This is a genomic window from Mesorhizobium montanum (assembly GCF_033977145.1).
Lineage (GTDB): Bacteria > Pseudomonadota > Alphaproteobacteria > Rhizobiales > Rhizobiaceae > Mesorhizobium > Mesorhizobium montanum.
On record NZ_JAVIJF010000001.1, the window covers coordinates 488,574 to 501,236 of the forward strand.

The 12,663-nt window shown below is 64.8% G+C and carries 10 protein-coding genes, 1 pseudogene and 1 riboswitch; of the genes and pseudogenes, 6 read left to right on the forward strand and 5 right to left on the reverse strand.

Annotation, left to right across the window (positions count from 1 at the left end):
• The first annotated feature begins 204 nt into the window (after nt 1-204).
• Nucleotides 205-1,068 (forward strand): RNA polymerase factor sigma-32, encoded by an 864-nt coding sequence (locus tag RFM68_RS02350; protein WP_320231023.1) that lies wholly within the window; start codon nt 205-207, stop codon nt 1,066-1,068.
• 207 nt (nt 1,069-1,275) lie between these two features.
• Nucleotides 1,276-3,252 carry a caspase family protein gene (locus tag RFM68_RS02355; protein ID WP_320231024.1) on the forward strand — a complete coding sequence of 659 codons (1,977 nt, stop codon included), beginning with the start codon at nt 1,276-1,278 and terminating at the stop codon, nt 3,250-3,252.
• A 72-nt stretch (nt 3,253-3,324) separates the two neighbouring features.
• Here the strand turns inward: RFM68_RS02355 and RFM68_RS02360 are convergent, their stop codons facing one another.
• The 4 genes from RFM68_RS02360 to thiB form a co-directional block, all read right to left on the reverse strand.
• Nucleotides 3,325-4,791 carry a M48 family metalloprotease gene (locus RFM68_RS02360; protein ID WP_320231025.1) on the reverse strand — a complete coding sequence of 489 codons (1,467 nt, stop codon included), beginning with the start codon at nt 4,789-4,791 and terminating at the stop codon, nt 3,325-3,327.
• A 153-nt stretch (nt 4,792-4,944) separates the two neighbouring features.
• On the reverse strand, nt 4,945-5,733 hold the full coding sequence (gene thiQ / locus RFM68_RS02365; protein ID WP_320231026.1) for a thiamine ABC transporter ATP-binding protein: 789 nt from the start codon (nt 5,731-5,733) through the stop codon (nt 4,945-4,947).
• Nucleotides 5,730-7,346: a thiamine/thiamine pyrophosphate ABC transporter permease gene (gene thiP / locus RFM68_RS02370; RefSeq protein WP_320231027.1), complete on the reverse strand. Its 1,617-nt coding sequence runs from the start codon at nt 7,344-7,346 to the stop codon at nt 5,730-5,732. Before thiP ends, thiQ begins: the two co-directional genes overlap by 4 nt.
• Nucleotides 7,347-7,589: 243 nt before the next feature.
• Entirely contained in the window at nt 7,590-8,600 is a 1,011-nt protein-coding gene (gene thiB / locus RFM68_RS02375; protein WP_320231028.1) for a thiamine ABC transporter substrate binding subunit, read from the reverse strand.
• A 43-nt stretch (nt 8,601-8,643) separates the two neighbouring features.
• Nucleotides 8,644-8,748: riboswitch (TPP riboswitch) on the reverse strand.
• A 125-nt stretch (nt 8,749-8,873) separates the two neighbouring features.
• On the opposite strand from thiB, the gene RFM68_RS02380 reads away from it, so the two are divergent.
• The 4 genes from RFM68_RS02380 to RFM68_RS02395 are packed head-to-tail and all read left to right on the forward strand — an operon-like array spanning nt 8,874 to nt 11,949.
• The gene (locus RFM68_RS02380; protein ID WP_320231029.1) at nt 8,874-9,518 is read left to right on the forward strand and encodes a thiamine diphosphokinase; all 645 of its coding nucleotides are present in this window, start codon (nt 8,874-8,876) and stop codon (nt 9,516-9,518) included.
• An 18-nt stretch (nt 9,519-9,536) separates the two neighbouring features.
• On the forward strand, nt 9,537-11,351 hold the full coding sequence (locus RFM68_RS02385; protein ID WP_320231030.1) for an ABC-F family ATP-binding cassette domain-containing protein: 1,815 nt from the start codon (nt 9,537-9,539) through the stop codon (nt 11,349-11,351).
• A gap of 56 nt (nt 11,352-11,407) precedes the next feature.
• Nucleotides 11,408-11,650, forward strand: coding sequence for a type II toxin-antitoxin system CcdA family antitoxin (locus RFM68_RS02390; protein WP_320231031.1), 243 nt, complete (start codon nt 11,408-11,410; stop codon nt 11,648-11,650).
• Nucleotides 11,650-11,949 carry a CcdB family protein gene (locus tag RFM68_RS02395; RefSeq protein WP_320231032.1) on the forward strand — a complete coding sequence of 100 codons (300 nt, stop codon included), beginning with the start codon at nt 11,650-11,652 and terminating at the stop codon, nt 11,947-11,949. The genes RFM68_RS02390 and RFM68_RS02395 overlap by 1 nt, the downstream gene beginning before the upstream one ends.
• A 29-nt stretch (nt 11,950-11,978) precedes the next feature.
• Here the strand turns inward: RFM68_RS02395 and RFM68_RS02400 are convergent.
• Nucleotides 11,979-12,663 (reverse strand): annotated as a pseudogene (locus RFM68_RS02400) (hypothetical protein); the annotation flags it as partial.

The window sequence follows — 12,663 nt, forward strand, 5'->3', positions numbered from 1 at the left end:
TCTGCCAGAAATCTGATCCTCAAAATCCCTCGACAATCCGCCAAGCGGCGTATCCGGGCCGATAACGAAATGTTCCCGCTGGCAACACTTGCCCCCTCGGGCGGCGGAACCATCCATGCGCCTGACACGTTGCATGGCTGTTGTAGGGCGCGGCGGCGTCTTTTCAACCGCCACTATGCAATCACCGCCAAAAGGGAGCCCGGCATGATCGAGGACGCGGCAGGACGGACACTGGTCCGGGCGGCAATGAGGGCTCCCTATCTCGAGCGCGACGAGGAGCATGTCCTCGCGTTGCGCTGGAAGGAAGAGAACGACCAGCAGGCGCTGCACAGGATCACTGTCGCCCATATGCGCCTGGTCATCTCCATGGCCTCGAAATTCCGCCATTACGGCCTGCCGCTCGGCGACTTGATCCAGGAAGGCCATGTCGGCCTCCTCGAGGCCGCGGCCCGTTTCGAGCCCGCGCGCGAAGTGCGCTTCTCGACCTACGCCACGTGGTGGATCCGCGCCTCGATGCAGGATTACATCCTGCGCAACTGGTCGATCGTACGCGGCGGCACCAGTTCGGCGCAGAAGGCACTGTTTTTCAATCTCAGACGTTTGCGCGCCCGCCTCGCCAACGGCGCCGAGCCGATATCCAACGCCTCGCTATACCGCGAGGTCTCGGCGGCGCTCGGCGTGCCGGAGGCCGACGTGGCGATGATGGATTCGCGCCTGTCCTCCCCCGACAGCTCGCTCAACGCGCCTTTAGCCGACGAGAACGGTGCCGCCGAGCGGATGGATTTCCTGGTTTGCGAAGACCCGCTTCCCGATGAGATCGTCGGCGACATGATCGACATTCAGCGCCGGGCCGTCTGGCTGAAAAGCGCGCTCGGCGCACTCAACGCGCGCGAGCTTCGCATCATCGAGGAGCGCAGGCTGAGCGATGATGGCGCGACGCTGGAATCGCTCGGCGAGCAGCTCGGCATATCCAAGGAGCGTGTCCGCCAGATCGAGGCGCGCGCCATGGAAAAGCTGAAGCTGGCGCTGGTGAAGCAGAACCCTGAATTCTTGGCGGAAGCCGCGTGAAAATTCATAGAAAAGCTCGAAAATCGATATTAAGATATTTATAAAATAAGAAAATATCGCCATCGCGGCAATTTTTCCTCACCCGTATCTATGGATTGTGATCTCTTTAACAGACCGTTGCGCCGCAACCGGTCTTTTTGAAGTCTCCAGACCATAACGGATAGGGGATATGCCATGCTGCGATGCTGCGTGCTCCTTGCAGCCCTGATGCTCGTGGGTCTCACCACGTTCGAAGCGCACGCCGATCGAAGGGTTGCCCTTGTGATCGGCAATTCCGGGTACCGCGAAATCCCGGCGCTCAAGAACCCCGACAAGGACGCCGAGGACGTTTCGAAGACGTTCCGGCTGGCCGGTTTCGAGGTGTTCGCGGCCAAGGACTTGACCAAGCTTCAATTCGAAGAGCAGTTCCGCAACTATCTGGCGGCAGCGGACGGCGCCGATCTGGCGGTCGTCTACTATTCCGGCCACGGCTTCCAGATCGGCGGCGAGAATTTCCTCATTCCAGTCGATGCGTCGCTGAGAGACGCGGCCGACATGGAGGTCCAGGCTATCAAGGTCGATGACATACTGCAGCAGCTGCGCTCGAAATCGAAGATCCAGGTGATCATCCTCGATGCCTGTCGCAACGATCCTTTCCCGCGCAAGGACTATTGGCTGCGCGACCAGTTGATCGTCGCCGACGGCACCGGCCTCGCGCAAGTGACGGGCTCGCAGAATACGTTGATCGCCTTTGCCACGGAGCCGGGGGCGGTCGCTTATGACGGCAGCGGCGATCTCAGCCCGTTTTCGTCGTCCTTTTCCCGCCGCGCGCTGGCGCCGAACCAGGAGATACATTCGGTCATGGCCGCTGTGCGCCGAGATGTGGTCAAGGCGACCGGCGGCAAGCAGATTCCGTGGGAGAATTCTTCACTGATCGACGACGTGGTGCTGATGCGCGGGGTGGAGCAACCGGCGCTGCCGCCGCCCGACGCCCAGCAAAACCAGCAGGTCGCGGAGCGCAAAATCCAGGTCGCCGCTGCCGCCGAAGCGATCGGAAATCGCGACATCGGCGTCCCGGTCGGCGTCGGCCCGGTTCCGCTGAAATTGGATCTCCCTGCCAAGGATGTCCCCATCAGCCTCAAGCTCGCCAGCTACCCGGCGAGCGGGACACTGTCGTTGCCGAATCGCGTCCTGTCCCCGCAATCGAACCTGATGGCAACTGAAGTCGACCAATTGCGTTACGAGCCGCAGATCGGTCAGGCCACCCCCGTCGAGATCGGCTTCCAGATCGGCGCTGGCAAAATGTCGGAACGGGCGACATTGAAGCTCTCGCCAAGTGTCGATCCTTGCGACCAGGCAGCCGGCGAGCCGCTCGACTTGCAGGGCGTCGCCCATGGCGTCCTGGCGAATGAGATTGGCGGCGGGGCGGTGGAGGCCTGCGAAGCGGCGGTGCAAGCATACCCCGATGTCGCCCGCTTCCGCTACGAGCTCGGGCGGGCGCTGCTGGCCGCCGGCAGGACCGACGACGCGAGGAAGGCGATCCAGGAAGCGGCCGACAAGGATCATATCCGCGCCGTTTTCGAGCTCGGCTATATCGCCGCGTCCGGAATAGGGGCGGTCCCGGATCCCACGAAAGCGAACAGCTTCTATGCGCAGGCGGCCGACAAGGGAGATCCCTACGCCATGACTGCTTGGGGGCGCGCCCTGTTCGATGGTGTCGGCGTCCAGCGCGATACCGGCAAGGGGCTGGACCTGCTGCTCAAGGCAGCGGCGATGGGGCACATCAATGCCATGAACGATCTGGCGCTGATCTTCAAGGATGGCCGCAATGGCGTGCCCGCCGACCCGGGCCGCGCCTTGGCTTTCCTCAGAGCCGGGATCGGGCGGCAAGAGACGTATTCGATGAGCATTCTCGGTCTTGCCGGGCGCAAGACCCCGACCGTTGCAGCGTGCAAGCCGCCGAAAACAATCACGAAGATAAAGGTGGTCCGCATACCCGCGCCGAAGGCGCCAACGGTGACGGTCCCGATAGTGGTCAAGCCACCGCAGAATGATACCGGGCCGGCGCCTTGGCGTGGCAGTGGCGGCGATCATCCCGGGCCCCGCAGTGGCGGTCAAAGTGGTGACGGCAACAGCGGCAGCAGCAACAGCGGCAGCGGCGACACCGGCGACAGTACTGGCGGCGACAGCAGTTCTAACTTCTGATGGCGGCAGTCACTGCTTGCCGAAAAGACAGCGTCGAACCGGACCCAAGCCGCCTGAACGCGGACGCCGACTCTACTTGTCGGTGACGATCTTGACCTTATCGCCGGCCGACACCGTCGCGCCCGGCGACATGGCGTTGAGCACCCGGAACAGATCGAGCTTGCGGTCGACGCCGACCATTTGCGCGGCGAGCGAACCCATGGTCTGGCCGGCCTGGACGGTGACGACGCGGATATGCAGCGGCTTCAGCGCCGCCTTCTCGGCCGGGCTCAGCACGCGGAAGGATGAGCTGACCGAGCGCGCGACCGGATCCAGCGAAGTGCTGGCCGAGGGCGCGGCCGTCAGCAGCCGGTAAACCTGCCCGCCGGCGCGAATCACGGCGATGTCGAACTGCCAGCCTTGCGCGCTGGCATGCGCCGTCGCCGCATCGTTGCCGTTGATCGTGTCCTGGTGCACGCTGGCGTCTTCGAGCCCCGCCACCCAGCCGCTGCGGATGTAGTTGGCGAGCGACACGGACTTGTCGATCGCCACGCCGTCGAAGCGGATGGCGATATCGCCCGGCCCGGTCGCGGTGACGGCGGCAGCCGTATTGTCGATGACGAAACCGTCCGGCACCGTGAAGGAGACACCGAGATTGGGGTGCATGAAGGTCTGGCCGCGCACATAGCCTTCTTCCGGCGTGTCGCCGTAAAGCAGGCCGTCTATGCCGGCGAGGAAGGCGTCGCGGTCGCGCGTGCCGAAGCCGGGCGGGCCGAAATTGCGCGCAAGGCGCTGCGCCAAATCGATGCGCTGCGGCGTGTTGGGGTGCGTCGCCAGGAAATCGAGGCTGGCGTCGGTGGCGCCGCTGGCCGAGCGGAAATCCGTATAAGCCGACATCGACTGCAGGAAGCGGCCGGCGGCATAGGGATCGTAGCCCGCCTCGCCGATCGACTTGATGCCGATGGCATCGGCCTGCAGTTCCTGGTTGCGCGAGAATTGCGCCAACCTCAGCTTGCCGCGGATCAGCGCCGCCTTTGCGGTCGGGCTGTCGCCGAGCACGTCGGAAACCACCTTGGTCGCCAGGCCTTCCTCGGCCTCGAGCTGCTGCCGCTGCAGCCCATGATTCGCCGTGACGTGGCCCATCTCATGCGCGATGACGGCGGCAAGCTCGGAGGAATCGTTAGCCAGCGCCAGCAGGCCGCGCGTCACATAGAGATAGCCGCCCGGCAGCGCGAAGGCATTGACGTTGGGCGAATTGAGGATGGTGATGCGATAGGTCTGGGTCGGGTTGGCCGACACCACCGTCAGATTGCCGACAACCTTGGCCACCATGCGTTCGAGCTTGGGGTCGGAATATTCGCCGCCATAGGTGGCCAGGATGCGCGGATGCTGTGCCTTCGCCATTTCGGCGAGCTTGGCATTGGCGACGACATTGTCGACGGTGATCGGCTTGTCGGAAGGCTGGAAGCCGCTCTCCTGCACGTCCGGCGGCGTGAACATCTGGCAGCTGGCCAGCACGGCAACGCTCGCCAGCGCGAAAAATCGTGCCAGCGGCCTCATCCACACTTTCTCCGCGCCGGTCGTCAGATCGGCTTCCTTTCGAAATCTTTCGGCAAATCACGGCCCCGCCGGACCAGCATGGCCGGACCTAGCCACACTCCCCCGGACAAGGCAAGCAAACGCCGGATCGCCCATTGCCGGTTTGGCCGTAAATTATGTCCGCTTCCGGGCAATATGTTGTGATCCGGCAACGGTGCCGCCTCGATCGCCGATATAGCGCCTGAACGCATCCGGTCCAGATCGATCGAAGAAATCGTCGGCCGGGCCGATCGCCGCGATCGTCCCTTCATCGAGGAATGCCATGTCCTGGCCGATGCGGCGCGCATCTTCCGGCTGATGCGTCACGAACAGGACCGTCATTTTGCGCTCGGCATGGATGCCGGCGACAAGGTCGAGCATGTCGTCGCGCAGCGCCGGGCCGAGCGATGCGAAAGGCTCGTCGAGCAGCAATACGGGCCGGGCGCGCAGCAGGACTCTCGCCAGCGCCACGCGCTGCCGCTCGCCGCCGGAAAGCTCGCGCGGCAGCCGCTTTTCCTTGCCCGCCAGACCAACCCGCGCCAGCGCCTCTGCGACCGCCGCCCGATCGGCATCGCCGAGCTTCAGCGACGGCGACCGGCCGAGCCCGACATTGGCTTCGACCGGAAGATGCGCAAACAGGTTGTTTTCCTGGAACACCATCGACACCGGGCGCGCCGAGGGCGGCGCATTGCCGACATCGACCCCGCCGAGGAGAACCTTGCCCGTGCGGGGCGTTTCGAAGCCGGCTATCAGATTGAGCAGTGTCGACTTGCCGGAGCCGCTCGGCCCCATGACTGCGGTGACCCTGCCGGCGGCGAATTCGGCGTTGAAGCGGAAGGATGCCTCGCCGTAACTGAACGAAACGTCGTCCAGCGTAACGGCGAGGCCCTTCTCCGCGACGGTACCGTTGATGGTTGTCGTCATGACCTTCCTTCTCGCCCCAACCAGTCGGCGACGACCACCAGCATCAGGCAGACGATGCCGAGCAGCAAGGCAAGTCCCGCCGCATCGGCTGTCCGATAGCTGCCCATGCGCGCCAGCAGTAGATAAGGCAAGGTCTGCACGGAATCGCTGCCGAACAGCGCGATCACGCCGAGATCGCCAAGCGACAGCGCCATTGCGAAGGCAAAGCCGGTGGCTAAAGGCCGCCTGAGCGACGGCCAGTCGATCAGGCGCAGCCGGTTCCAGCTGGATACGCCAAGCGCCAGGCAAAGCCGCTCATGCCGTTCGCTCGCCGCGTCATAGGCGGGGCGAATGGCACGGATGGCGAACGGCATCGCCATCGCCGCGTTGACGCCGACGACCATGACCGGGGCAATGGCAAACACATCCGCCACATTGCGTAGCGCCAGGAACCAGCCGGCGCCAAGCACGATCGGCGGCACGACGAGCACGAAGCCGGCGCCGGTGTCGGTGGCGTGTTCAAGCAGGCTCATGGCGCCGCCAGCCCGGCGCCGCAAGGCCAGAGCGCGCCGCGCGGCGATCAGCGCCAGCGACAACGTCACGCTGAGCAGCGCCGCGAGGAAGGCGAGGCCCGCGCTGGTGAGGGTGGCGCGGCGCACCGCCTCCTCACCCGCCAGACGGCCGAGATCAGCCCCCAGGCCAGAAAGCAACGTCGCCACCATCGGTCCGGCGACGAACAGCAGGGCAAGCGCGATGACGCCGGCGTTCAGCACGCTTTCCATCCGGCCCGCCGAAAGGTAGCGGCGCGGCGCCACCGGCAGATTGGCATCGCCGACCGTGTTGGCGCCGAGCCGCGTGAGCACGACGACCACGACGAAGGTCAGGGCGATCTGCAAAAGCGTCAGCACCACGGCACGCGCCGGATCGAAATCGAAGCGCAGCGCCTGGTAGATGGCGACCTCCAGCGTCGTCGCTGCCGGACCGCCGCCCAGCGTCAGCACGATGGTGAAGGACGTGATGCAGAGCATGAAGACAAGCCCCGCGATCCCCGGCAGAGCCGCGCGCAGCACCGGCCATTCGATCAGCCGGAAGGCCGGCCGTGCGCCCATGCCAAGCTGGCTCGCCAGCCGCCATTGGTCGGCTGGAATGGTGCCCAGCGCCTCGAGGAACAGGCGCGTCGCCAAGGGCAGGTTGAAGAAGACATGGGCGACAAGGATGCCGGAGAGGCCGTATATGCCCGGCCACTCTCCGCCGCCAAGCCTGGCGAAGACGCCGGCGAAGTACCCGGCCCGGCCATAGAGCGTCAATATACCGAGTGCCGCGACGATCGCCGGCAGTGCCAGCGGCACGGTGAACAGCTGCAGGATCAGGCGGCGGCCGGCAAAGGCCGGATGTCTCGACAGCGCGCGCGCCACCAACAGCGCCGGCGCGACCGACAGCAGCGTCGACAGCAACGCCTGCCAAAGCGTGAAGCGGGCGACGCGGAAGAGGTAGCCGTCGAAGGCGGCGGCAGCACCGGAGAGATCATGCGCGCCTTCGAGGATAAGACCGGCGAAAGCACCACCGATAAGCACGGCGATTGCCGCAAGCGCGACGACGCCTGCGGTAATGCGGGAGTCAGAGCGCGGCTGCACGTTGCGCCATGTGGGCTTGAGCTAGCGAACGCTGCGTTCCTTCGCGCCCCCCTCTGGCCTGCCGGCCATCTCCCCCTCTAGGGGGGAGATTAACAGCTTCGACGTCCCGCTCTGTTTTGCAACGTTTGAGATTGGCGAAAGTCGAGGTGACAGCCAATCTCCCCCCTAGAGGGGGAGATGTCCGGTAGGACAGAGGGGGGCGCCGTAGAGCGATCATCTTGGAAGGATAATAACCAAGACCACCTACTTGCTCATCACCACCAGCCACTCGTCCACCCACGCCTTGCGATTGGCCGCGACCTCCTCCGGGCTGAACAGCAAGGTCTTGGTCGGCTTCACCAGTCTGTCGAAGGCCGGGTTGAGCGGCTTGTCGGTCTTACCGGCGGGGAACATCCAGTTGGTTTCCGGAATAACGTCCTGGAATTTCGGCCCGGTCATGAAGGCTATGAATTTTCGCGCCAGCGGGTTCTTCGCGCCGGTCGTGGTGATGCCCGCCACTTCGATCTGCAGGTACTCGCCTTCCTCGAAGGAGGCTGCCTGGTAGCGCTCGGTGTTCTCGGCCACCATGTGATAGGCCGGCGATGTAGTGTAGGAGAGCACCATCGGTGCCTCACCCTTGGTGAACAGGCCATAGGCCTCGCTCCAGCCCGGCGTCACCGTCAAGACCTTCGGCTTCAGCTTTGCCCAGGCCTCCGGCGCCTTGTCGCCATAGACCGACTTAACCCACAGGAGCAGGCCGAGGCCCGGCGTCGAGGTGCGCGGATCCTGGATGACGATCTTGTCGGTGCCGTCGCCATCGACCAGATCCTTCAGGCTCTTCGGCGGCGTCTTCAGCTTCTGGGTGTCGTAGACGACGGCGAAATAGCCATAGTCGAAGGGCACGAAAGTGTCGTCGCTCCAGCCGCCGGGCACATTGATGCCGGAGACTTCGCCATGCGGCGCGAACAGGCCGCCCGCCTTGGCATCGGCGGTCAGATTGGTATCGAGGCCGAGCACGACATCGGCCTTGGTGCCGGCGCCTTCCAGCTTGACACGGTTGAGCAGGGCGACGCCGTCGGCGACCGAGACGAATTCGAGGTCGCAGCCGCATTCGGCCTCGAACTCTTTCTTGACGGCCGGGCCGGGACCCCAATCGGCGGTGAAGCTCTCATAGGTATAGACGGTGAGCTTGTCCTTCGCGGCGGCAGGGCTGACGCCTGCCAGGAGCGAAACAAGGCCGGTGGCGAGAATGAGATGGGACAATACCGTGCGCATCGGCGCCTCCTTCGTTCGAGTGACAAGGAATTGAGGCGTCGGATGTTCCGAAACGTCTAATCCCTCCGCCGGTACAAACCGGATCAGGTTCAGCGGGTTGGCTTTTCGCCTCTCAGCCGGATCACGTCCGGCACCCCGTTAGAGCGTTTCGACAGATAGGCCCGCCCGAAGCCGCGCGCAAGCGGAAGTTTGCCGGACATCTAATGTTCGGGACGCAACGTTACGAAGTGGCCGGCTTCCGTTTCGCCCGGCGGGCTGATAAGGGCGACGGCCATGGGCACATTCACCATCCTGCTTGGCGGCGAGCTCATTCGCACGCCGCGGATCGAACGCCAGATCGAGGGTTCGCGCATCATTGCCGCCGACGCCGGCATCGGCCATGCTCGCTTGCTTGGCCTCATGCCTGAGCTCTGGGTCGGCGATTTCGACTCGGTGCCGGCGAACCTGCCGAAAAATCTGGCCGCCGTGCCGCGCAAGGTCTTCCCGGCCGAGAAGGACATGACCGATGGCGAGCTCGCCATAGCGGAAGCGCTCCAGCGCGGCGCCACCAGCCTGGTGCTGGTCGGCGCCTTTGGCGGCAAGCGCGCCGACCATGCCTTCCTGCATCTGGCGCTGGCCGTGCGGCTGGCCGCCGCCGGCACGCGCGTTCTGCTGACCAGCGGCGCGCAGGAGGGCGTTCCCATCCTGCCTGGCAAGTCCAGCTTCGATTATGATGATGGCACCTTGTTTTCGGTGCTCGGCTTCTCCGATCTGGCCGGCCTGACGGTCTCCGGCGCCAAATGGCCGCTAGACCGCGTCGAGGTAGCGTTCGGCTCCTCGCTCACTATATCAAACGAGGTCAAAGGGCGGCTTGGCATCGCGCTTGAGCGGGGCCGGGCGCTGCTTCTGGCCCACCCCTATCCCCTTCCCGAAAGCTGACATTTCCAGAAAGTTGACATGGCGCCGCCACTTCTCAATCTCGACGGCATTAAACTGACCTTCGGCGGCACCCCGCTGCTCGATGGCGCGGCGCTTAGCGCATCCGCCGGCGAGAAGATCGCGCTGGTCGGCCGCAACGGCTCGGGCAAGTCGACGCTGCTCAAGATCGCCGCCGGGATGATCGAGCCGCAGGACGGCGAGGTGTTTCGCCAGCCTTCGGCGACCGTCCGCTACCTGCCGCAGATGCCGGATATGGATGGCTTCGCCAGCGTGCGCGCTTATGTCGAGGCCGGCCTCGGTCCGGCCGACGATCCGCATCGCGCAACCTATCTGGTGGAGCATCTCGGCCTGACCGGCGAGGAGCGGCCGAACGACCTTTCCGGCGGCGAGGCGCGCCGCGCAGCCCTTGCTCGCGTCATGGCGCCCGAGCCCGACATCCTTCTGCTCGACGAGCCGACCAACCATCTCGATCTTTCGGTCATCGAATGGCTGGAAGAGGAGCTTGCCCGCACCTCGTCGGCGGTGATCCTGATCTCGCACGACCGCCGCTTTCTCGAGCGCGTCACGCGCGCCACGATCTGGCTCGATCGCGGCCGGACGCGGAGGCTCGACAAGGGCTTCGCCCATTTCGAGGAATGGCGCGACCAGGTGCTTGATGAAGAAGAGCGCGAACAGCACAAGCTCGGCCGCCAGATCGTGCGCGAGGAGCACTGGCTGCGTTATGGCGTGACCGCCAGGCGCAAGCGCAACATGCGCCGCCTCGGCGAACTGCAGACGATGCGCCAGCGCTTCCGCGGCCATCGCGGCGCCGAAGGCACCGCGACCATGGTGGCGAGCGACGCCGCCGAGTCCGGCAAGCTGGTGATCGAGGCGAAGGGCATCGAAAAGAGCTTCGGCGACCTCACCGTGGTCAAGGGTTTCTCGACCCGCATCCAGCGCGGCGACCGCGTCGGCCTGGTCGGACCGAACGGCGCCGGCAAGACGACGCTTCTGAAGATGCTGACCGGCGAGCTGGCGCCGGACGCAGGCACCGTGCGGCTCGGCGTCAATCTGGAGATCGCAACGCTCGACCAGAAACGCGAGGCCGTCGACCCGCAGGAGACACTGACGCATTACCTGACCGACGGTCGCGGCGAGAACCTCGTCGTCAATGGCGAGCAGCGCCATGTCGTCTCCTACATGAAGGACTTCCTGTTCAAGCCGGAGCAGGCGCGCACGCCGGTGCGCGAGCTTTCCGGCGGCGAGCGCGCGCGGTTGTTGCTGGCGCGTGTGCTGGCGCGCCCGGCAAATCTCCTGGTGCTCGACGAGCCGACCAACGATCTCGACATGGAGACGCTGGAACTGCTGCAGGAGCTGGTCGCCGGCTTTGCCGGAACCGTGATCCTGGTCAGCCACGACCGCGACTTCCTCGACCGCACCGTCACCAGCGTGATCGCGCCGGACGGCGGAGGGCGCTGGATCGAATATGCCGGCGGCTATTCCGACATGCTGGCACAGCGCGGTGGTTCCAGGCTGGAGGACCGCAAGGCGAGGTCAAAAGCCGAGGCGGCCGAGGCTCCGCCGAAAGCCGAACAAGCAGTGCCGAAGGGCCCGGCGAAAAAACTCTCGTTCAAGCAGAAATTCGCATTGGACTCGCTGCCGAAGAAGATCGAAGCGGTGACGGCATCGATCGCCAGGCTGGAGAACAACATCGCCGACCCAGCCTTCTACGAACGCGATCCCGTGTCATTCCAGAAGACGATCGCCGCGCTCGACAAGGAGCGCGCCACGCTCGCCGCGCTCGAGCAAGAGTGGCTGGAGCTTGAGATGCTGCGCGAAGAGATGGAGGGGTAACCGGCTTGCCTGCACGTATCTATGCGCTTATCTTATGCGCATAAAGGAAGGCGGTCATGCTCCATTCAACTGCAAAGCAGCAACGCAAATCGGTCAACACCTCGATTGATTCCAGATTGATCGAAGAGGCCAAGGCGCTGGGCATCAACATGTCCCGCGCTGCCGAGCAAGGAATTGCGAAGGCTATTTCTGCCGAAAAGACGCGCCGCTGGCAGGAAGAGAATAAGGCGGCGCTCGAAAGCTCCAACGACTACGTCAAGCGCAATGGCCTGCCTTTAGCCAAATACCGGCTGTTTTGATGGCCCGATATGATTTCTACCGAAGTGCGGGAGGCGACGGTTATCTGCTCGATATCCAGTCCGACCTGCTGGAGCACCTCGATACCAAGGTCGTTGTTCCGCTTTTGCCGCCCAACACGGCACCGTTGCCGGCCCGCCGACTGAACCCAATCTTCAGGATCGATGGCGAGGACCATGTCATGGTCACTCAATTCATGTCGGCTTTGACGGGTTCGGAACTACGCGCGGCGGACGGCAATCTTGCCAGGCATCACGACGATATCGTTGCGGCCCTCGATATGCTGTTTCAGGGGTTTTAAGTGGCGGCGCACTGCGCCGCCACGATCCCTCACCCCGACGTCTTCGCCGCCCAGGCCTTCAGCGCCTCGTCGAACACCTTCTCGCCCGGGATGCCTTTTTCCATCGTGAGCAGCGCGCGGCGTCCGGTCTTGTAGACCACCGGCACGTCGATCCAGTCCTGGCCCCGAAGCAGCGTCAGGTTGGCGTCCTGGTCGGCCTTGTTGTCGTTGAGCGCCACGAGGAAGAAGCCGTCGCCGATCTTGGCCGGGAGGCCGATCAGCGGGCTGCCGGCGTCCTGCTCCGAGCTCTTCATGGCGATGCGCAGAAGGCCGTCGACGCCGCCGCCGTCGAAGTCTTTCGGCGTCAGGAAGATCATCTCGATGATGTGGCTGGCCGGCAGGGTCTGGTCGGTGTTGCGCCGGATCGTCATGCGCAGCTGGATATTCTTGCCGGGAATCGTCGCCTCGGCGCGGATCGCCGGCTCCGGCGGCAGGTCGCCGCCGGGCGATTCCTGCACCAGCGACCAGACGATGCTGCCGGGCTCGGCCGTGCCCTGCTGGGTGCTGGTGCGCTCCTCGTAGAAGATCGCCTTCTGCCCTACCGGCACGGTCGCCTCGGCTGTCGCCGGCGCGGGCGTTGCCGGCGTCGTGGCTGCGGCTGGCGGTGTTGCCGCCGCCGAGGGTGGTGTGGCGGTGGGCGGAGCGGGTGGTGTGGCGGTGGCCGTGGCCGTGGGC